Source organism: Motilimonas thetidivivens, from assembly GCF_046452435.1.
Classification (GTDB): domain Bacteria; phylum Pseudomonadota; class Gammaproteobacteria; order Enterobacterales; family CBDFNC01; genus Motilimonas.
Map to the genome: position 1 here is coordinate 1 of NZ_JBKFDK010000026.1, position 21,398 is coordinate 21,398.

At 45.7% G+C, this 21,398-nt stretch carries 20 protein-coding genes; 7 read left to right on the forward strand and 13 right to left on the reverse strand.

The genetic code is table 11. From position 1 onward, the window contains the following. Positions 1-251 precede the first annotated feature (251 nt). The 4 genes from ACK8OT_RS16410 to ACK8OT_RS16425 form a co-directional block, all read right to left on the reverse strand. Positions 252-740: a hypothetical protein gene (locus tag ACK8OT_RS16410; RefSeq protein WP_410197590.1), complete on the reverse strand. Its 489-nt coding sequence runs from the start codon at positions 738-740 to the stop codon at positions 252-254. Positions 741-922: 182 nt separating this feature from the next. After that, positions 923-1,432, reverse strand: a complete 510-nt coding sequence (locus ACK8OT_RS16415) for a hypothetical protein (RefSeq protein WP_410197591.1) — start codon at positions 1,430-1,432, stop codon at positions 923-925. After that, on the reverse strand, positions 1,425-2,105 hold the full coding sequence (locus ACK8OT_RS16420; protein ID WP_410197592.1) for a hypothetical protein: 681 nt from the start codon (positions 2,103-2,105) through the stop codon (positions 1,425-1,427). The genes ACK8OT_RS16415 and ACK8OT_RS16420 overlap by 8 nt, the downstream gene beginning before the upstream one ends. Positions 2,106-2,187: 82 nt before the next feature. Continuing rightward, positions 2,188-2,556, reverse strand: a complete 369-nt coding sequence (locus tag ACK8OT_RS16425) for a DUF7674 family protein (protein ID WP_410197593.1) — start codon at positions 2,554-2,556, stop codon at positions 2,188-2,190. 415 nt (positions 2,557-2,971) lie between these two features. On the opposite strand from ACK8OT_RS16425, the gene ACK8OT_RS16430 reads away from it, so the two are divergent. The 3 genes from ACK8OT_RS16430 (at position 2,972) to ACK8OT_RS16440 (ending at position 8,043) form a co-directional block, all read left to right on the forward strand. After that, positions 2,972-3,850 (forward strand): DNA replication terminus site-binding protein, encoded by an 879-nt coding sequence (locus ACK8OT_RS16430; RefSeq protein ID WP_410197594.1) that lies wholly within the window; start codon positions 2,972-2,974, stop codon positions 3,848-3,850. 178 nt (positions 3,851-4,028) lie between these two features. Continuing rightward, on the forward strand, positions 4,029-6,389 hold the full coding sequence (locus ACK8OT_RS16435; RefSeq protein WP_410197651.1) for a YgiQ family radical SAM protein: 2,361 nt from the start codon (positions 4,029-4,031) through the stop codon (positions 6,387-6,389). A 136-nt stretch (positions 6,390-6,525) separates the two neighbouring features. Then, on the forward strand, positions 6,526-8,043 hold the full coding sequence (locus tag ACK8OT_RS16440; protein WP_410197595.1) for a right-handed parallel beta-helix repeat-containing protein: 1,518 nt from the start codon (positions 6,526-6,528) through the stop codon (positions 8,041-8,043). 63 nt (positions 8,044-8,106) lie between these two features. Here ACK8OT_RS16440 and ACK8OT_RS16445 read toward each other — a convergent pair whose 3' ends face one another. Both ACK8OT_RS16445 and ACK8OT_RS16450 read right to left on the reverse strand, forming a co-directional pair. Next, the gene (locus tag ACK8OT_RS16445) at positions 8,107-8,670 is read right to left on the reverse strand and encodes a lipid-binding SYLF domain-containing protein (protein ID WP_410197596.1); all 564 of its coding nucleotides are present in this window, start codon (positions 8,668-8,670) and stop codon (positions 8,107-8,109) included. An 89-nt stretch (positions 8,671-8,759) separates the two neighbouring features. Next, on the reverse strand, positions 8,760-9,065 hold the full coding sequence (locus tag ACK8OT_RS16450; protein WP_410197597.1) for a putative signal transducing protein: 306 nt from the start codon (positions 9,063-9,065) through the stop codon (positions 8,760-8,762). Between the two features lie 121 nt (positions 9,066-9,186). On the opposite strand from ACK8OT_RS16450, the gene ACK8OT_RS16455 reads away from it, so the two are divergent. After that, a complete protein-coding gene (locus ACK8OT_RS16455; RefSeq protein ID WP_410197598.1) occupies positions 9,187-9,447 on the forward strand; it encodes a DUF5062 family protein in 261 nt (86 codons plus the stop codon). Positions 9,448-9,453: 6 nt separating this feature from the next. Here the strand turns inward: ACK8OT_RS16455 and murQ are convergent, their stop codons facing one another. The 4 genes from murQ to ACK8OT_RS16475 all read right to left on the reverse strand — a co-directional run bounded on the left by murQ (position 9,454) and on the right by ACK8OT_RS16475 (position 14,348). Further along, positions 9,454-10,350: an N-acetylmuramic acid 6-phosphate etherase gene (gene murQ, locus ACK8OT_RS16460; protein WP_410197599.1), complete on the reverse strand. Its 897-nt coding sequence runs from the start codon at positions 10,348-10,350 to the stop codon at positions 9,454-9,456. A 7-nt stretch (positions 10,351-10,357) separates the two neighbouring features. After that, positions 10,358-10,717, reverse strand: coding sequence for a DUF2956 domain-containing protein (locus ACK8OT_RS16465; RefSeq protein WP_410197600.1), 360 nt, complete (start codon positions 10,715-10,717; stop codon positions 10,358-10,360). A gap of 183 nt (positions 10,718-10,900) precedes the next feature. Continuing rightward, positions 10,901-13,759 carry an FAD-binding and (Fe-S)-binding domain-containing protein gene (locus tag ACK8OT_RS16470; RefSeq protein WP_410197601.1) on the reverse strand — a complete coding sequence of 953 codons (2,859 nt, stop codon included), beginning with the start codon at positions 13,757-13,759 and terminating at the stop codon, positions 10,901-10,903. A gap of 166 nt (positions 13,760-13,925) precedes the next feature. After that, complete coding sequence (locus ACK8OT_RS16475) at positions 13,926-14,348, reverse strand: ATP-binding protein (RefSeq protein WP_410197602.1); 423 nt, start codon at positions 14,346-14,348, stop codon at positions 13,926-13,928. A gap of 90 nt (positions 14,349-14,438) precedes the next feature. Between ACK8OT_RS16475 and ACK8OT_RS16480 the strand changes: the two genes are divergently transcribed. Then, positions 14,439-15,278, forward strand: a complete 840-nt coding sequence (locus tag ACK8OT_RS16480) for a TIGR02285 family protein (RefSeq protein ID WP_410197603.1) — start codon at positions 14,439-14,441, stop codon at positions 15,276-15,278. A 7-nt stretch (positions 15,279-15,285) separates the two neighbouring features. Here the strand turns inward: ACK8OT_RS16480 and ACK8OT_RS16485 are convergent, their stop codons facing one another. The 3 genes from ACK8OT_RS16485 to cobU are packed head-to-tail and all read right to left on the reverse strand — an operon-like array spanning position 15,286 to position 17,373. Then, complete coding sequence (locus ACK8OT_RS16485) at positions 15,286-16,179, reverse strand: cobalamin-binding protein (RefSeq protein WP_410197604.1); 894 nt, start codon at positions 16,177-16,179, stop codon at positions 15,286-15,288. After that, positions 16,179-16,784, reverse strand: coding sequence for a cob(I)yrinic acid a,c-diamide adenosyltransferase (gene cobO, locus ACK8OT_RS16490; protein ID WP_410197605.1), 606 nt, complete (start codon positions 16,782-16,784; stop codon positions 16,179-16,181). Before cobO ends, ACK8OT_RS16485 begins: the two co-directional genes overlap by 1 nt. A 28-nt stretch (positions 16,785-16,812) precedes the next feature. Next, on the reverse strand, positions 16,813-17,373 hold the full coding sequence (cobU, locus tag ACK8OT_RS16495; RefSeq protein WP_410197606.1) for a bifunctional adenosylcobinamide kinase/adenosylcobinamide-phosphate guanylyltransferase: 561 nt from the start codon (positions 17,371-17,373) through the stop codon (positions 16,813-16,815). Between the two features lie 523 nt (positions 17,374-17,896). On the opposite strand from cobU, the gene ACK8OT_RS16500 reads away from it, so the two are divergent. After that, on the forward strand, positions 17,897-19,567 hold the full coding sequence (locus ACK8OT_RS16500; RefSeq protein ID WP_410197607.1) for an ABC transporter substrate-binding protein: 1,671 nt from the start codon (positions 17,897-17,899) through the stop codon (positions 19,565-19,567). 114 nt (positions 19,568-19,681) lie between these two features. After that, positions 19,682-21,358: an ABC transporter permease gene (locus tag ACK8OT_RS16505; RefSeq protein ID WP_410197608.1), complete on the forward strand. Its 1,677-nt coding sequence runs from the start codon at positions 19,682-19,684 to the stop codon at positions 21,356-21,358. The last annotated feature ends 40 nt before the right edge of the window (positions 21,359-21,398 follow it).

Here is a 21,398-nt window from a genome sequence, read left to right on the forward strand (position 1 = left end):
TTCAAATATGCTTGATTCAACAAATACACTTTTCATAAGGAAAGTGTACGCAAGTAACGTATGGATAGCAAACTATACGTAAATAACGTAGTAACTAAATGTAGGGGGGCGAATCTCAACAGAGCTAAAACGCCCAATTAACGTGTGAGCAACACTGCCACTGAGCTAAAGCACTGCGCCGTAAACACAAAACTCAACTCGAAGTGAAAGCGCCAAGCGTTGCGAATCACTGTTGAATTGTTTGTATGGATTTATTTTTCAGGTGACTGAGAATAGTCAATACCAGAATAAGGCAGACAATCATTAGTACACTTCTCTACGATAATACTAATATACCTTGTATTTTTAATTTGCTCTTTAGTTAATTTAAAAGCGTTAAGAGACCTGTAAGCCTCTCTGTCAGATTGGGATTTATTTGGCAAGAATTCAGTACCATAAACAACACCGATTAGTATTTTTCTATCTTCGTCTAATAAATGCATACCAATATTAAAGCTAACCTTTTTATCACCATTGTTATAAATATTAAATAATGGATAAAAAGTAACAATTCCTGGGTGCCCTACATCTGTCATATCAGCGTGCGCAATAACTTTGATTCCGGGAGAATAATCATACTCTTTTTTGATTAATTCAAAGCATGGCTTATCAGTACAATCAGAAATATCTACATTAACAATATGCTCTTCAGCTACAGCAGTTATTGAAAATAACAAAAATATTAAAAGAGTAAATTTCATTTTCAAACCTATCAGATATAAATACAACATGTTGAGTAGACGGATTCATAATGCCGAGTTCAGCAGCGGATTTTAAGTTCTAGTTTTGCGGTAAAGTGAGCGCAGCGAGCCGAAAAACTTGGACTTAAAGCAGTCCCGCACGCGAAGTGTGCGTTGCTGCAACGACTTGTTACGTTATATTCTCAATAGATAGACATACAATTTATGCATAAATAATAGCTTTCAACCACTCTTATAATTTTCAAGTATTTTTTATATGCAATATAAAAGTTTAATTGCATTGACCCAATAACCCCACCGATAAATAGCAAATTCTTAACAAAGGTTCCTATTTCCCCATATTTCAACGCAATATTCAAACGAATAGCTAGAAAATATGCAGCAAGGCAGCCGATAAGAACTACCCATGGCCAAACACTCGAGTACCCCGAAAGAGCCTTGTTATTCCATATGGTGTAGGCTTCTTGAAATGAAACGCCTAGATCTTCTGATAATTTTCTCGGCCAAGTAATTAATATTCGTCGTAATTTCATAGCTTTCACCATAACCAAAAAAAGATTCTTCTTCACCACATATGGAATAAGAACGCCCGGTTCACCAAGCAAATTCTTGATGGCGGCTTTTTTGCCACGCAAAAAAGGTGACAGCGGAAATTTGTCCGGTGCAGCCGCTTGTTCTATTGTGTTAACCACGCAGGTAGGTCACCTCTACCTTATCACCGCAGTAAAATGCAGAATCGTCTTTTTTCGAAAACTCGAGACCTTCTTCAATGGTAACAACCAGTGTCTGTGAATCTTGCCACTCTGCGCCAACTTGCGCACCTTCTTTACTGAAGTAAAAAACTGAGCCGCCACCAGAACTCCACATCATTAGCGCGGAGGTATGGATATATTTACCATCGCTAAATTCTTCGGTAACCGTGAAGACTTTTCGGTTGTCAGGAGCAACAAGCTCAACTAATTTATTGACTCGGTAATCATGTTTTGGCTTCTTACGTCTTTTCTTCGTTTTTCTTTCGGATGATATTTCTTCTAGAAATGAATCTAGTGCGATTTTCCTATTCTTTATGTCGTCCTTGCTCGCTCCTAGTTCTTCCCAAAGCTTTAAATCACTGCCACTCGCAATGATAGATCGGACTTTTTCATACACGCTAGGTTCTAGGCTTTTTGTCTCCCATTGAGCATAAGCAAGAGCAAACCAAGAGTTATTCGAATCTTCATAGTCTTCGAAGTATTCAGAAAACGATTCCTTGACTTCTGAGCTAGCGTGCTCGGGACTCGCACCATTGTTATAAATATCAAAGAAACCATCATAAACATCAGCAAATGAATCAATATGTTCGACATTTACTCCCCATACACCCACTACGATTCATCTCCTAGTGTCGTTAGCAATAGAACGCCGCCAGAACGCGCGCGAGGTACGAGCGTCGCTGTTGCTGGCCTTGTTAACGGCCACTATGTAAGTTGTCATTATACTCTTCCATCTCATCCCAGGCTTTCCGCATTAAAGGTGGCATTGCAGTATATGCCCACGATCGCTCCTTTTTACCGTCAGTGAAGTTTAGATGCTCAAGGAACGATACATTCAATGCATTTTCTAGCTCCGAGGACGCGGACGGAAATAGTTTGACAAACAGTTCACAAACCCTTTTAAATTCATTCGTTTTAGCACCATCAATAAAAGACTGTGCTAAATGTCTGAATTCACCAATTTGAAGATGTAGAAGGCCTTCATCCTCTCTGAGCTCTTCGGATATTTCCGGGAACTCCTTTTCAATTAGGTCTAGTGCTTCCGTTCCGGAGATCATATTCATTTACCGTTAACAGCTGTACTATACGGAATTCCGTTAAGATCCTGCTTATTAGCTAGCAACCCCCATCATCCCACATAAATAAAATTAGAATTTTCAGCCAGTAAATATCACCTTATCACCCCATAACAAGCTATACAGAGGAAAGACAAAGCGGGACTGAGTTTAGCGAGCCTAGTATGGCTTGTTAAATTTCTGGCTATACATTTTTTGTGATTATATATCAATACGTTGGAAATCCGCTGTGAACAAACCGAGCTTTTTTTGAGAAATTTAGCGAATCAAAGTGAGCTATAATTGAGTAAAGACATTGTAACTGTGTAAAAACATAGCTCAGCCATTTTACTCCCCAGATTTAAAAACGCCCTATCACCAATAGATTATGGTGATAGTGCCCTAGCTGAAGCTAGGGCATTTTGTGATACCATGGCGCTTATTTCATCGCGCTGTTTATGTTATGCAACTTGCCGACCTACTCGATACCTTAGATAACCAACTTGCCCAGCTGCAGCAGTTAGTGCTTGGCAGCCCTAGCCGGCGGGTTGATATTTATGATTTGCCGGTTTATGACAAGACGCAAAATACCATTCCTGATCAGGTACCAGTGAACTATGTCGGTGGGCAAGCAGGCCTTAAATTAGGTTGGTCGCGCATTAAACAATACAGCGGCGACCCGAATACCAATTTAAAGGTTACCCGCAAGGCAGCGGGGTTTATTTGGCTGGATTGTCCGCCTCAGGTTTTGGCCGAGCATTGCGATAAAATTAACCAAACCAAGCAGGCTATCAAGGACTATTTAAGCTCACTCAGCAGTCGCCATGCTCGGTTTAATCAGGTGCACACTTTGCGCCCCCACGCCATTACCTTGCAAATTACCCGCAAGGTGCATTACTGCATTGAGCCCTTAACCAGTATTCGCTTTAGCTGGGCGACCAAAACCAGTAATGTGCGCGCCAATACCGACAAAGCATTGCATCAAGCGGCGCAATTATTGCCTGTGGATGCCGCCATTGAAGAGCAAGCCAAGGTGAAAGTATTGGCCGCTAATATCGCCAAAGATCGTAATAAAAGCGTGTCATTTCGACGCCGCCTTGCGCCGACTCCGGTGATCCATTTGCGTTTTGCCGAGCAGCCGCTGCACCTCTCAAGCAAAACCAAACAGTTAACCAATGCCACACCGATTTTAATTGCAGGCGATAGCAGCGCACTTAAAAGTGTTGGTCAATTATTGCCGTTTGATAATGAGGCACAAAAGAAAGTCAGCTACAAAGCGCAGCAAGTGATTATTAAAAAGTAACCGTTAGAGCAATCGATTAAATACCGAACCCTCATGGGCTTATGTATATGAATTCTCAAAGCATGAGCACGACTTTTTTTAGCATAGTGTTAACACAACAAATTAGGGTATAATTTGCGCCCCAAAAGTTGTGGATCTCGTTATGCCAAGCCAAATGCAAAAAACAACATCAATTCAAATGGGTGCCGAAATCGGCCTGTTTGATTACCCAAAATATCGCCCAGAGCTAAAGCCTGCGCCGTTTCTACCCATGTCAAAACGGGAAATGAAGCAGCTCGGTTGGGACAGTTGTGATGTAATTTTGGTGACAGGCGATGCTTATGTCGACCACCCTTCTTTTGGCATGGCGGTGATTGGTCGTATGTTGGAGTCACAAGGCTTTCGCGTCGGCATCATTGCCCAGCCCGATTGGAGCAGCAAAGATGCCTTTATGGCGCTAGGTCGCCCGAACCTGTTTTTTGGCATCACCGCGGGCAATATGGACTCGATGATCAACCGTTACACTGCGGATCGTAAATTACGCAGTGATGACGCCTATACCCCGAATAACGAAGGCGGCAAGCGCCCCGATCGCGCAGTGCTTATCTATTCGCAGCGTTGCCGTGAAGCCTATAAAGAAATTCCTATCGTATTGGGCGGCATTGAAGCCAGTTTACGTCGTCTTGCCCATTACGATTACTGGTCGGATAAAGTGCGCCGCAGCGTATTACCGGACGCCAAAGGTAACATTTTATTGTTTGGTAACGCCGAGCGCGCACTGGTTGAAGTCGCCCATCGTTTAGCTAAGGGCGAGCCCATTGCTGAAATGACCCGTATTCGCGGCACCGCCGTGATGCTTAAAGAGGTGCCAGAAGAATACAAGGTGGTTGATTCTTCACGTATCGACACGCCGGGCAAAGCCATGGTGATGGCTAACCCGTATCAAGTTGAGCCAGAGTGCGCCAGCGATGCCGGAGCCGTCGAAGAAAAGCCCAAACCCATTCGCGTGCAAACCTCGCGTCACGATGCCAAAAATACCGTGGTGCGTTTGCCGTCGTTTGAAAAACTGAAAAACGATCGCATTTTATACGCCCACGCTAGCCGAGTGATGCACCTTGAAACCAACCCTTGGTCTGGTCGCGCCTTAGTGCAGCAGCACGCCGAGCGTGAACTTTGGGTAAACCAAGCGCCTATTCCATTAACCACAGAAGAAATGGATCGGGTATTTGGCTTTCCTTATGCGCGAGTGCCTCACCCTAGTTACGGCAAGGCAAAGATCCCTGCCTATGAGATGATCAAAACCTCGGTCAACATTATGCGCGGCTGTTTTGGCGGCTGTTCATTTTGCAGTATCACCGAGCATGAAGGCCGCGTGATCCAAAACCGCTCGCAACAATCCATTATTAAAGAGATGGAAGACATTCGTGACAAGGTGCCCGGCTTTACAGGCACCATTTCCGATTTAGGCGGGCCTACTGCGAACATGTACCGTTTAGGCTGCTCCGATCCTAAGGCTGAGGTCAATTGTCGCCGCCCGTCTTGTGTATTTCCTAAGATCTGTGAAAAGCTTAATACCGACCATCAGCACACCATAGAGTTATATCGTGAAGCCCGCAAAGTGAAAGGCGTGAAAAACGTCATGATCGCGTCTGGCGTACGATACGATCTGGCCATTGAATCGCCAGAATACGTTAAAGAGTTGGTGACGCATCACGTTGGCGGTTACTTAAAAATTGCCCCCGAGCACACCGAAAAAGGCACCCTAGATCTGATGATGAAACCGGGCATGGGCGCGTATGACAAATTCAAAGAAATGTTTGAAAAATACAGCCGTGAAGCAGGTAAAAAGCAGTATTTGATCCCCTACTTTATTGCCGCGCATCCGGGTTGTACCGACGAAGACATGCTGAACTTGGCACTGTGGCTGAAACAAAACGAATTTGAGTGCGATCAGGTACAAAACTTCTACCCCTCGCCCATGTGTAATGCCACGGCCATGTATCACGCTGAAACCAGCCCGCTGTCACGGGTTAAATACAAAAAGCGTAAACCACTAACGGTAGCCAAAGGTGAACGCCAGCGCCGCTTGCATAAAGCCTTGTTACGCTATCACGATCCACTGAACTGGCCGCTATTGCGTGAAGCCTTAACCGAGATGGGTAAAGCCCACTTGATTGGTGAAAAGCCGGGCTGTTTGATCCCATCAGCCGAAGCCGAGCACATTAATGTGCGCGGTCATCGTCGCCAATCGGGTCGCCATGGCAGCAATCGCTTTGCCACTAAGCACCCTAACCAGCCTGATATTCGCAAAGATGGCCAAAACAAAGGCCGTAAAGGGCCTGCAGGCGCAACCATTAAGCCAAGCTATCAAGGCAAAGCGGCAGCTAAGGCCACAGATAAACCAACAGTTAAACCTATGGCAAAGCCAACGGGTAAACCTGTTGGTAAGCCAGTAGCTAAACCAAAAGCGAAGGCTGCAACGAATACAGGAGCCAAACCAAATAGCAGGCCAAAAAAATCAACGCCGCAAGGTAAAAAGCCTTCGCGACAAGGCCGCTAAACATTCCTAGCCCCGTTAAATCACGGGGCTTTTTTTTAACAAGGCCACAACCTTGCTCACATCAATATGCAATATGTTGCTTATTGATTAACTAAGCGCTATCGTCTCTGCGTCTTTTGTCAGAGTGGAATTTTGTATGCGCTTATCATTAGTTACTTTGGCCGTGCTTGGCTTGGCTACAACCCTAACAGCCTGTGGCGGCAGTGGCTCTTCAACCAGCCCAAGTGAGGGAGGCTCGCCAACCCTTGCGCCTTCAATTGAACCCTCGGTCGCGCCATCGACTGAGCCCAGCATTGCACCTTCACTGGCACCAACTCCGCAGCCAGATACGGTGAGTATCAAAATTAAACCTATCCCAGATAATGGCGGCGACATTATTATCACGCCAGCCAAAAGTGAATATCAAATAGGCGAAACCATCACCATAGAAGCGCGTGCTCGTGCGGGCTTTTTGTTTAATGGTTACAGCTCAGATCAGCTGCAAACCAGCGAGCTAGTGGTAAGCCAAGGCTTAGATTTAACCGCTGAGTTTGTTGAGGACAGCCAAACCGTGGTTGAAATCAGCACCAATGAGCAGCTACATCAAGCGTTTAAAGAAGCAAATCAACAAGGTGGCCATACCTTGCTGTTACTTGCCGATGGTGATTATCAACTAAACAGTACTTTTGTGGTCGATGCGCCTAATATCACCCTGCGCGGACAATCTGGCGATCGCAGCAAGGTGCGTATTGCCGGCCCACAGTACAACAACATGTTTTTAGTTCGCGACAGCCATTTTAAAATTGAATACGTCACCATAGGCGGTGCGCCGCTGCGTGACAGCGGTTTTGTTCGCAACCACATAGTGCAGATCCAAGGCGAGCGTAATGCCGATTACTTTAGTTTGCGCCACAGCCGCATTATCGACTCACAAGAGCAAATGATTAAGGTATCTAAGGACGCATCCACCCCAGATGTGGCCTCTGATTTTGGTTTAATCGAGCATAACCTGTTTGAATTTACCACAGGCCAAGCGCTGTGGTGGTACACCGGCGGCATTGATGCGCACCGCTCCCATAACTGGGTGGTACGCAACAACACCTTTAAGAATATTCACAACAACAACCCTAAGCCGGGTGAAAATACCGCGCTAACGGAGGGCGCCATTCACTTTTGGGCGGATTCTAAAGGCTCCTTGATAGAGAACAATGTCATTATCAATTGCGATCGCGGCATCATGTTAGGTCTGGACAGCAGTGGTCACGCTGACGGTATTATCCGCAATAACTTTATTATGACTAACAAAGATGTTGGCATCTATCTAGCTCAAGCCAGTAACACCCAAGTATATAACAACACTATCTGGTTAAACAGCAGCTACCCCAATGCCATTGAGTATCGTTTTAGTGAGTCGGTGAATAACCACATCGCCAATAACCTAACCAATGGTTTAATACGCCAGCGTAATAACGGCCAAGCCAATGTGGAATTTAATGTCACAAACGCCCAAAGTGACTGGTTTATTAATGCCGTTGCAGGTGATTTGCATTTAGCAAAAGCCATCGACACTGTGGTGGGCAAAGGCACGCCATTAGAAGGAGTGACAACCGACATTGATGGCCAGACGCGAGACACAAACGCGCCCGATATCGGCGCCGATGAAGCGCCATTCTAGCCACAAAAAAGCCGCGTAGCTTATGCTGACGCGGCTTTTTTCTATCTCTGGAGCAAATAACGATTAATTTAAATCGTCATTTTTGTAGTATTTGGTGCCTTGTAACGTTGCTTGCAAGGCCAATCCTTTTTGGGTGAGCTGGTAGTAAAGTACATCGGGATTAATGCTCAGGGCTTCATCAATGGCTCCGCCTTCTTCCCCTTTTTTCGCCGAAGCGTCAGCTTGGCCAGAAAAATCCCAGCCGTGCTCGACAAAATTATCAAACGAAGACTTGGTCTTAAAAATAAATATGCCATGGTAATTTTTAGCGCCTAAACCGATACCAACGCCCGCAGAAAACATATCCATGTAGGTGCGTTTGCCAGAGGCGCGCGCAATGGCAACACCGCCCCCACGAGCCGTAGACAAAAGTAACAAGTTAATGCCTGTGTTTGAAAATACCGCATAACCGTAAGACTGGTTAATGGCTTTTTTAGCACTAGGGTGTGCTTTGTATAAATGATTCATGGCCTCTTTAGCCATGGTATTGATTTCGGCACGTTGCTCTTGCACCGATGCAGCAGAGGCGCTAGGAACAGCAAAAATACTTAATAACAATAACGGAACCGCTAAAAATATTTTATTCATAATGGCACTAATTCAATGATTTAATTGTCTTTGAAGAGTAACTAATTAGGGTGATTCTCGCTAGTATTTCCGCAAATCATTTTGCGTGTTTAACGCTTGTCTTCGCCACACTGCCAGCAGAGTTCAAAACTGGCATCATTGGTTTCGCCGCATTGCTGGCATCGCCAGTCAGGCAAGCTTGCCTGTTGATTGAGGGCTGTAATCAGATCTTGTGCTTGTTGCCATTTACGCTCTTGAGTCAGCCAAAGCTGCGGCCAACAATCAAATACAGCGATATCCCCTAATGCCCCTTGGCTAAACTCATTTTTGATCAGCGTGTCGATACCCGCTTGTGTCATTAGATTTTTAACATGGTTCACCATGAGTAAACTTTCGTGGGTGTAGATTAATTTCATCTTTACATCAATCTCATAGCGACAGTGGTAATTGAGTCATGGGGTAAATAATGCTTGGTTAAATACCTAGATTAGATATAGTGACGTTATCACCCGCCCTTTAATAGAGCCAGTTTAGAGCATGAAAAAAATTAAGAATGAGCCGCAATTGCTAAAAAAAGCGTTAGAAGTGGGTCTAAAGTACGCCGAGCAACGAGGTTATGCCAAGCTTGATAGTCATGTGTCACAAAAAGAAAAGGTGGAAGTGGTTTATCGTTTGCTGGTGCAAGATAAACAAATCACTCCCATTCCCGCCGATAAAGAAGACGGCCAACAGCTTAAACACAAACTGATTATCTGGATCAGCCGTATGTTACCGGCCGATCACGCATTACTAAAATAATGCGGCTCAAGCCAAACAAGGTCGAATAAACCCCTGATGCTCGGCCAGTAGCGCCTTGGCTTGACTGGCGCTAAGCTGAGCTAAAATCATCACGATGGCGGTTTTACAATGGCCGTCAGCAGCCAGCAAGGCTTGCTCGGCAATGTCTCGCTCGCACTCCGTTGCCGCCATCACGATATTTTTTTGCCGCTCTACCAGCTTAGCATTGGTAGCTTCAACGTCTACCATCAAGTTGCCATATACCTTGCCAATGCGGATCATGGCACCTGTGGTTAGCATATTTAAAATCAACTTTTGCGCCGTGCCCGCTTTCATCCGTGACGATCCTGTCACTACTTCAGGTCCAACCACCGCACATATCGCAATATTGGCTAATTGCGCCATTTGGCAATCAGGATTACAGGCCACACTCACCGTGGTTGCACCTAATTGATTGGCATAGGCCATGGCACCCAATACATAAGGCGTGCGTCCGCTGGCGGCGATACCAACAAGTACATCTTGCGCGCTAAACTCTAGCTCAGCTAAATCTTGTTCGGCTTGTTGCTGGTTATCTTCGGCATTTTCGACCGCCGCCAAAATCGCGCGGTGCCCCCCCGCAATTAAGCCAACAACTTGACGAGGATCGCTACCAAACGTTGGCGGACATTCACTGGCATCCAAAATTCCTAAGCGCCCCGATGTTCCCGCACCCACGTAGATTAATCGGCCCCCCTGTTGTAATGCATTAGCGATTACATCAACAGCTTGCGCTATTTCAGGCAATGTATTGGCAACCGCATCTGGGACTTTTTTATCCTCGGCGTTAATGACTTTTAGCATGTCTATTGTCGGGAGGGTATCGATAGCCTCACTGGCAGGATTACGACTCTCGGTGACTAATTTTTGTAAATTGATGCTCATATTCTTCCTATGGATGCAGTAGCAAGAAATAACCAATAAAGCCCAGCCAACTTAGGGCAAGTAATGTCCAAGGAACCCAAGCTGCCCCCTTGCTGTGATCGGCTGACTCTGTTTGATTAGTCGAGGTAGCAACCTCTTGCTGATGAGCTTGGCTGTCGTTGTTTTGTTGCTGTGTTAATTTACGTTTTTGCTTATCCAGCTCACGGGCTTTCTCTTTATGACGCTTCTTGTATTCTTCGATGCCCTTTTGAATACCCTGCGCAATGAATTTGGTTTGCTCTTTGGTCTGCCCCGGACGCTGTGTCGCCTTAGCCACTTGCATCGCTTCTTCAACCACTTGGGGGGAAACACGGGTCTTTTTAGTCATCCATCATCCTTAGTTTTTACTCAGGCATAGCCATAGCAAGGTTTTTCTGGGGGAGATGGTATCATAAATGACGTTCAAAAAAGGACATGCAATCAAGGATGTTCGATATTGGACAAGGGGGATGCTGGCATCCCCCATTCACACCTTGCTGGTTTTACCGTTTACTTCTTTCACCGTATTTTTTCACTTGGCTTGACTCACTTGGTTAAGTAAATACACCACCCCTTTGTAACTGATGCCACTGTGCTCAGATAATCCAATTTCACAACTGCGGTTACTGCTCACGCCAAGCTGACAATCCGCCGGCACCGCAGATTTGAGATCAGCTAGCGCAGCCTGATTTAACTCTGGATAAAACAGCCCTTTATCTCCAGCAAAACCACAACATTCAATGTCGGCGGGAATAATCACCTGTTCGGCGCACTGAGCCACCAGTTGATGCATTTTGTCCGCCAAACCTAGCTTTCTGCTACTGCAAGTAATATGCAACATGACACTTTGTTTTAACGGGGTAATGGTTAACTTGGGCGCAACAAAATCAGCAAGAAACTCAATCGGATCATAGTGTTTTAGTTGATCGTTTCGCTTTGATATAGCGGTTAATGCACAGGAGCTAGAATCAATGTATATGGGATACTGCCCTTGGTTAGATGCGTCAAGCAAGGCCTGCTCTAGTTGATCGGCTTTTCGCGCGGCCTGTTCAATATAACCCTTACTGTTAAAGGCTATACCACAACAAAGCTGTTCGCAATCACGAGGAATAATGACCTGATAACCTGCTTTTTCCAGTAGCGCTATGGTGGTGGTCATCAAGCTTTGTTCACCTTGTTCGGCCATCAATCTATCGGTCCCCATCACGCGGCTGCTACAACTTGGAAAATACACCACACAGGGCGCTGAGCTTGAGTTGCTGGCCAACGCATCACGGCTTGGCACGGGGTCATTATTGCGCAGCGGCGCAAATTTGCTCCATTTCACCATATGGTGATCAAGAGAATGATTCAGGGTTTGGCTGATCCGGATAAAGCCCTGCTCGCCCAATAAATCCCGCCCCAGCTGAGCCAAGCTAAGCCCTTGTTTAACTAAAGTTGTGGTCGTGGCAAAATGATTGGCACTCCAATCAGCCAGTTTGTTTTTCAGTTTGATGTTTATCGTGTCGGCGGCCTTGACCTGCTCGGCCCGCAATCCCTTAATAAACTCACCCGTATCGATACCTATCGGACATCGCTGAGCACACCGCCCCGTTGCTGCACATGTGTCTATGCCTTGGTACTGATAACTATCAAGCAGCGGCGCGAGTTGCTGCTTGCTTTGCCCTTGTTGCCGTCTGGATTGAATTTCTCGCCATAAAACAATGCGTTGCCTTGGTGTTAAGGTGACCTCTTTACTTGGACAAACTGGCTCACAAAAACCACATTCAATACATTTGTCGATTGCTTGCTCTGCCTTGGGCATGGCTTTTAAATGCTGCAAGTGGGCGTTGGGATCTTCATTTAACACCACGCCGGGGTTAAGCATGTTATTCGGATCCAGTATGTTTTTAATTTCCCACATTAACCGATAGGCTTGTTTACCCCATTCAAGCTCAACAAACGGCGCCATATTGCGCCCAGTGCCATGCTCGGCTTTTAATGAGCCATTGTATTCTAGGGCCACCAGCTCAACCACAGCTTGCATAAATTCTTGATAACGCTCGATCTGCTCTGGATTGTCAAAGTTTTGGGTAAACACAAAATGTAAATTGCCATCTAAAGCGTGACCGAAAATAATCGCTTCATGATAACCATGCTGTCGCAGTAAGCTTTGCAGCTTTAAGGTCGCGGCAGCCAGCTGTGCTACGGGCACGGCAATGTCTTCAATGATCACCGTGGTGCCCGTTTCACGCACCGCGCCGACTGCGGGAAACAAACCTTTGCGTATCGCCCAAAGCTGCTCACACAGTGCTTTATCTTGGCTAAATGGCACTTGATAGGCGCAGCCAAATTGCGCAATAAGCTCACTCAATTGTGCTAGTTGCTGATCCAACTGCGACTGTGTCTCGCCTTGGATCTCAACCAACAGCGCCGCCGCATCTGAGCCAAGCTCAGTTAAAAAAGCCGGCATATTTGGCTTATCGGCAATGGCTGCAAGGCTGGCCCGATCCATCAGCTCGACCGCGGCCACTGAAGTATGTTTCAATGCACTCACGCAATGGCAAGTTGTCTCTAAATCCTTGAATACAAACAAACCTGTTGCACTAAAATCGCTTAAGGCAATGGTGTTGTAGGTAATATTTGAGATAAACCCTAAGGTGCCTTCAGAGCCAATCAATAAATGCACTAAGATGTCGATGGGATCATCAAAGTCAATTAAGGCGTTGATGCTATAGCCGGTGGTGTTTTTTAGCCGAAATTTGTGTTCAATATGGCTGCGTAACTGGGCGTCTTTTTTGGTCGCCCTCGCTAAGATGGCCAGTTCATTAAGCAAGTATTTATGACTGATACGAAATTGAGCAACACTGTTACTGTCGCTGGTATCAAGCACCGCGCCATCGGCCAAAACCAAGCGCATGGCAGCTAAAGTACTGTAAGAGTTTTGCGCCGTACCACAGCACATGCCGCTGGCGTTATTGGCCGCTATGCCACCAATTTTACAAGTGTTAATAGAAGCCGGATCCGGACCGATTTTGCGCTTAAACGGCGCTAATAGTTGATTCACTTTCGCGCCAATCAAGCCCGGTTCAACTTGTACTTTGCTGCCTTGGTCGATAATTTTGTGATGCCGCCAACGCGGGGTTAATTTCAGTAATACCGAATCGGTTACACCTTGTCCGGATAAACTGGTTCCCGCTGCACGAAAGGTAACGGCTATCTCAAGTTGTCTTGCTAATTGCAGCACACGGATCAGTTCGTCTTCACTGTCTAACAGCAATATGACTTTGGGGATCATCCTGTAGCAACTGGCGTCTGCACCAAGGGCTAAGCGCCTTAACTCATCCAAAATCACCCGTTCTGAGCTGATGAAATGCGAAACACAGGAAACAAACTCTTGATATTTATCCATTAAATTTTCTCGTTAAGAGGAGCTATAGGAACTACAGTTGATAGCGCTAGGGAATACAAGTCACTCAGCTTGATTGCGTTTGGCTCATCACAAAAATATGTCGCCATGGATATTGCGAGCCCATTGCGAAGCTAAGCCGTGGCTAAGCCTTAGATATAAGCAATCGCTACTCCTGCCATTTTTTCCTCATGGCTTCGATAGTGGTCTCGGGTACGCCATGGATATTTTGATATTGCTCTTGGCATACCAGAATCTCCAGTTTAACCTCGAGGGTTTTAGCTAGGTCCAGATAAGGCTGCATTTCCCAATGTTGAACAAAGGTATTGGCAACTATCACGCTGTGGCCTTGCTCAAGCTCTGCCTTGGTTTGTGATAAACACCATGAATGAGCCTGAGGTAACTGGCTGGCATCAAACCGATACTCACCACATGGGTTAACAAAAAATTGATCCGCTTCTAAATGGAGAGCGCCGCGCGCTTGTGCCAGTAATTTAGCCTTGGTTGATTTGCCACTGCCGGGTAAGCCCCGCACTAAAATCAGCGTCACATCCTCTTTTGGCTTAATGTCACTGGCTTGGCTCATATTCATGACGTTCTCCATTTTGGCCTTTGTTCATTTTCTCATGACTAAAAATACTGACTACACTTAAGCTATTATGACTTAAACGGTTGTCCTAGCATGCTATTCAAGATGGTTTCTGCAATAAAAATGGGGCTGGTTTTTGCACTATTTTATGTTTATGGCTCGTTAGCACAGGCTAAGCCCACCATTACTTGGCTTGAGTACGATCTGGCGCCCGGCTATATCTACCAAGGAGAGAATCAAGGAAAGGGCTTTGCTAATCTGGCTAGTCACTGGTTACAAGCGCAATTACCCCAATGGCAGCATGACAATAAGCTTGGCAGCATACCGCGATTGTTGGCTCTGGCTAAAGGCTCGCAAACCGTTTGTAGCAGCCTATTAAAAACGCCTGAGCGAGAAAAATTACTGGTCTTTAGTGAACCAATCCAAACCTTAGCAACCCATCGCTTGTATTATCTGAAAAAAAATCAGGCTAGGTTAGAGTCCATTGTTGGGCAACCATTAACGCAAGCTATCTCTTTACACAGCCTAATGAAACATCTTGATAAACTTAATTTTGCCGTTGCTTTTGGGCGCAGTTACGGCGCTAATCGTGATGAGATTTTACTGCAATATCACGATAGCATGCAGGTCTCGACTCAATATCGCCTTGGTTCACAGTATATTACCCGCCTGTTAGTGGATCGCCTTGACTTCATCATTGAATATCCTTGGATTATTCAATATGAACAAGCAGAGCAAGACTTTGACCAACAGACATTAGGCTCGGTTGCCATTAAAGAGTCAGGAGCACAGCTTAATGTACATATTGGCTGCACCCCTAATGAGCTAGGTAAGGCGGTGATCAGTGCCATCAATGAGGTTTATAACAGCCACCCCGATAATCCTCTACAAAGTTATGCCGATAACTGGAGCTATCCAGATAATGCAAAATAACGCAGCGTTAACCAAGCTGTTGCTCACGCACTTGATGTAAGGCTTCACACAGTTGCGTGACACCTAACACAGAGCGCGGCGTTGCTCGGTGAACCCAATCAGCTCGCAATTGGATAATGGCTTTGTTTTTCACCGCCGGTAACATAGACCATTGCTGCCAATCTATGGTGGGCGTTTGGCCAACTTCATCAGTGGTAATTATCGCTTGGGGCGCCGCGGCCAATACACTTTCGATACTGATAACCGGGTACTCTGCGGGATTATCATAAAACGGGTTTTGCGCACCGCAGACATCTAAATACTGCTGTACCCAACTGCCTTTAGCAACCGTGCGCAGTGGATTGGGCCAAAGCTGATAAAATACGCTGACTTTTGCTGCATCTTGGTATTTTATTTTTGCCGCATTTAACTGGGCTAAATAAGTGTCTGCAACTTGTGTGGCTTGCTCTGTTGCCCCAGTCAACTCGCCCAACATGCGTATCACACCAGCGACTTCGGCTAAGGTTTTAGCATCACTATCGACAAGCTTAAAGCCCAAATCAGCTAATTGATTTAGCTCTCGGTTTGGGTTTCCGCTACGCCAGCTAATAATCACATCTGGGTTGAGAGCGATTATTTGCTCTATGTTCAAGCCATTGTATCCGCCCACAATAGGGATAGATTTGGCCTGCTCTGGATAGTCGGTAAACCGTGTGGTGCCAACAATTTTATGGCCTTGGCCGATAGCAAATAGCATTTCTGCCGAATGTGGCGATAAAGTGACAATACGCGATATGGGCGGCTGGTTTGGCTCTTTGGTTTGCTCTGCTGCTACGTTTTGCAACAGCATAGGTGCAAGCACCAAGGGCAAAGCCCATAACCGCGCCAGCCAACCTCGGCGGATGCTTTGGCTAACAAACATTAATAATCAAACCCTTTTTGCGCCTTAATGCCGGCTTCAAAGGCATGCTTGATACTTTGAACTTCACTGACCGTGTCAGCAATCTCAATAATACCGCGATGACAAGCTCGCCCTGTGATCACCACATGCTGATGTTCGGGACGATTTTGTAATGCCGTTAACACTTGCTCAAGCTCAAGATACTTGTATGTCACCATGTATGTCAGTTCATCTAACAGCACTAGATCGATGGTGTCATCTTGCAGTAGTTTTTCTGCATCAGCCCAAGCTTGCGCCGCCGCTTGCATGTCTTTCTCTCGGTCTTGGGTTTCCCAAGTGAACCCGGTCCCCATTACATAAAAGTCCACCCCATGCTGCGCCAACAAATCGCGTTCACCGCAATCCCAAGTGCCTTTAATAAATTGCACTACGCTCGCCTTTAAACCGTGTCCAACGGCGCGGGCCACGGTACCAAAGCCGGCAGTAGACTTGCCTTTACCATTTCCGGTGATCACCATTAAGATACCTTTTTCATCGGTTGCTTTGGCGATACGAGCGTCTACTTGCTCTTTAATTCGCTGTTGGCGTTGCTTATGGCGCTGTGATTTATCGTTTGAATCGGTCATGTCTATTCCTTAATTATCCCTCAATGGGCTATTTAATGCGTTGTGGCAACCCTGCCACTACCCAATACACTTCGTCAGCTAATGTCGCGATACTTTGGTGTAACCAGCCTGTTTCATCCACAAAACGGCGATTAATCGCCCCCATGGGGACGATCCCCATCCCCACTTCATTGCTTACCAAAATGATGTCGCCCACCACTTGCTTATCCTGGTCTTGCTGTTTAGCCAAAGCCAACGCATCCAGCAACTGCTGTTTTTGCTGCTGCCAATGCTGACTAAGTTGGGCGCCTTGATGTTCTATGTCAAATCGTAACAACTCATTGGTCACCCAAAGCGTTAAGCAATCGACTAATAAACAATCTCCCGTTTGATGGTGTTGGGTTATCGCGTTTCCTAAATCAAAGGGGGTTTCCGTCGTTTGCCAAGTGGCCGGTCGCTGCTGGCGATGCGCGGCCACCCGTTGTTGCATTTCTTGGTCATAAACTTGCGCCGTTACCAGCACATTCACGCGGTGCTTTGACTGCAGCGCCAGTTGTTCGCCGTAACGGCTTTTACCACTACGAGCGCCACCCAAAATTAGTTTTATCATGGTAATCATCACGCTATGCCGTATTGAGGGCGATAAGATACGGCAATAATTCAAAATTACAATCTTAGTCGTCAGTGTTGATTACCGGATAAATGTGATCTTTCATTAATTTTTAATGCTGTTTGAATCGCGCAAGTGTCGAATTTTGCACTAAAATTTGAGCTGTAATGCAATTTTATGGGGTTGTTTTGCATTTACCAACCAAACCAGTAATCTGTGTTCTACAACAGCTAGTTTGTAACGGGTGCTCCCTAGCTATAGGGACAGCTTGATTGATAAAACAACGCCATAACTTGTTTATTACAAAAAACAAACAAAACATTATAACTAACTGATAAATCGCTCTTAATGCAGTGAGATTGATCGCAGAGAAGACGATAAACAACAATTAGGGCTAGTATTATTACTAGGTGTGATTTATAAGGTTTAAGCTAATACTTTTAGCTTATTTATGTAAAACCGATGATTTCTCCTAATCAGAGAATGTTGCTGTATCACCGATTAAGGGTCAAAAGGAATTCGAATGCTCGCGAAGATCACTAAACTATCTACTGCACTTGCTCTTGCTTTGTCTTTAACTGCACCAGTAGCAAGTGCAGCTGACAAGGTATCCCTCACTATTGTGTCTGAGTTTCGTCCTCTTTGGCAACGCAACTTCAACCCATTTGCGGCGACCAACAAACTGCCAACCACCATGCAGTTTATTTATGAGCCTTTAATTATTTTCAATGAAATGAAAGGTGGCGCCCCACATTACCGGTTGGCGAAAAAACACTATTTTTCTGACGATTTAATGTCGCTGTTCTTTGAATTACGAGACGATGTGAAATGGTCAGACGGCACCCCGTTTACCGCTGATGATGTGGTTTACTCATTAAACCAAGCAGCTAAAGGGGGCAAAACAGATGTTCAAGGTTTATCTGGCCATATTCTAAGCGTTCATAAACTGTCTGATTACAAAGTTGAGGTTAAGCTAACTCGCGTTAATACCGGCATCGATACGCAAATTGTTCGTGCGCCTATCGTCCCTAAACACATATTCTCTAAAGCCGGCGATTTAGTGGCCTTTAAAAACGAAAGCCCAGTGGGTACCGGCCCATTTACCGAGGTTGAAGTTTTTTCTTGGCAGGTTTATACCCAATGTCGCAACCCGTATTACTATGACAATGCCAATTTAGACATTGATTGTTTAAAAAGCCCTATCATTCAAAACAACAAGCAGCTCCTCGCGGCGGCCATTAAGGGCAGGCTAGACTGGACATCCTCATTTATTCCAAATATCGAGGAAGTGCTATTAAGCAAGAACTCAAGCACCAAATATTGGTTCCCTGCTGCCGGCTCGGCGTCATTCATGGTTAACTTTAAAACCCCGAATGAGAACAACCGTAAAGCATTTAACGATATAAACTTCCGCCGCGCCTTTTCGATGGCGATGGATCGAGAAAAAATTGTCAATGTTGCAGGCGCTGGCTATTGGTCAGTGAACGAATACCCCTCAGGTTTAGGCGATCAGTTTAAAGCATGGGCTGATCCCAGCGTAAAAAGTAAATACGGCAAATTTAATACCTTTGACATAACGGGCGCACAAATCATGCTTTCCAGTGCGGGTTATCGTGACATTGACGGCGATGGCTTTATAGAAAACCCAGATGGCAGCAAAATTGAATTTGATATTCTCGTTCCCAAAGGCTGGTCGGATCATATTCAAACGGTTGAAATTGGCATTGAAGGCCTCAACAAAATCGGGATCAATGCCAAAGTCAGTACCCCTGATTTTGCCGATCTCAACGAACGAGTAAAAAGCGCTGACTTTGATGCCGCCTTTACCAACTACTTCGCGGGTGCTAACCCGCATCGTTACTATTATACGGGTTTCCATTCAGAGCAAATGGACAAAGCGCGTTTTGGTGGTCATCACTATGTTGATAAAGATCTTGATGCGTTAATTGATTCTTTCAACCAAACAGCTGATGAACAAAAAAAGCTGGAGATAATGCACACCATAGAGCAGTACATCGGCGAGCGCCAAATCACCATGCCAGTGTTTAGCTCTAACTTTAACTTCCAGTATGACGATGTAAGCTTCAAAGGCTGGTTTAGCGCGAATAATCCTAAGGCAATCCCTGTAGTTTGGCCGGATACACCTGAACGTTTATTACATGTGTTAGATATCAAACCAGTTAATAAAGACTAACCAGTCTCTGCGTCTTGACCACGCCAAGGCGCAGGTTTTATTTGGCTTATCGCTTCGTAACCGCAGGAATAACTCATTTTTAGACAACCCCTGTTGGCCTTGATACCCCTTGCAATGACCAGCGTATTTGTCGCTGTGTTCATGTTACCTATCTTTGCCGGTTTGATTGGCACCGTATTACCCGCATTTAATTATCTTCCCGCACTGGGTGCTGAGCAGTTTTCTTTCGCCGCCTTTAGTCAATTTTGGCAACACCCTACAACCATGGCCGCGACCCGAGTTAGCTTACAAGTAGGTTGGTTAAGTACTTTTTTGTCCCTTGCTATCGCCTTACTTTTATTTGCCAAATTCTACCTTAACCCCAAATGGCAATGGCTGAGTTTGAGTTTAAGCCCCATTCTGGCGATTCCCCATGCGGCCATGGCGGTTGGATTAGGTTTTTTAATTGCCCCCTCGGGCTGGCTTTTGAGGCTAGTTTCACCCGAGCTAACGGGTTTTGACTACCCGCCAAACTGGCAAACCACGCAAGACCCCCATGGCTTGTCATTGGTGTTAGTAATGGTACTCAAAGAGGTTCCCTTTTTACTGCTGATGCTTATTTCTGCCGCCAAACAAGTCGCCATCCGCCCCACTCTGATGTTGGCCAATAGTATGGGCTACACCCATGCCGCAGCTTGGTTAAAGCTCATTTTTCCGCAGCTGATAGCCCAATTAAAACTGCCCCTGTGCGCGGTTTTAGCTTGGTCTTTAAGTGCGGTTGATGTCAGCCTTATTTTAGGGCCGTCATCGCCTCCGACCCTGTCAGTGTTGATCTTATCTTGGTTTAACGACGCCAATATCACACTTAGGCTGCAAGGGGCTGCAGGGGCACTTTGGCTGCTCGCTATCAATCTTGGCTCAATTGCGCTGATGCTAGGATTAGCCAAAGCGACCAGTAAATTCTGCTCTCAATGGTGTTGCAATGGCAAACGCACGTCTCTATTACAGCCATTGAACCGTTTAGCAAAGCCTTTAGCTTGGCTGTTTGTGCTGGCCATTGGCCTAAGTTTTATCGTGCTAATATTGTGGTCATTTACCGCCCAGTGGCGCTTTCCAGATGCGCTACCGACACGTTGGCAATTCAGTAATTGGCTTTCATCGTGGCGACAATTATTGCCTTTAATCGAGCACAGTTTATTACTTGCAGGGGTAAGCAGTTTAATTGCCGTCTTGTTAAGCTTGATCATGCTTGAAACAGAGGCTCAGCAAGGCAGCAAAACAAAACACGGTCAACTGCTGCGCTGGCTGCCTTTATTTTATTTACCCTTATTGATCCCCGACATGAGTTACCTGTTCGGCATTCAAGTCAGTTTAATCTACCTGCAATGGGATGGTTGGCTTGGCGCGTTAATTTGGGGCCACCTGATGTTTGTGCTGCCCTACACATTTTTGTCTCTTGCACCTTACTATCGCCGATATAATCAAGCCTATTGGCATCAAGCCTTATTGCTGAGCAAAAGCCCTTGGCGCAGTTATTTTATGGTCAAGTTACCCATGTTGTTACCCGCTATTTTGGCCAGTGCAGCCTTGGGGTTTAGTGTCAGCATGACGCTCTATTTACCCACCTTGTTTATCGGTGCAGGACGTTATCCAACCTTAGCGACCGAACTCGTTGCCTTGGTGGCTGGGGCAGATAGGCGGTTAATTTCCGTCTATGCGCTAATGTTACAACTCTTACCCATGATGGTGTTTTTGTTCGCCCTAAGCTTGCCTCGTTGGCTATTTCGTCAGCGCCTTGCCATGCAACTGTAAAGCGGGTTAGTTTGAAGCATCCACAACGTTTGCCACAGGA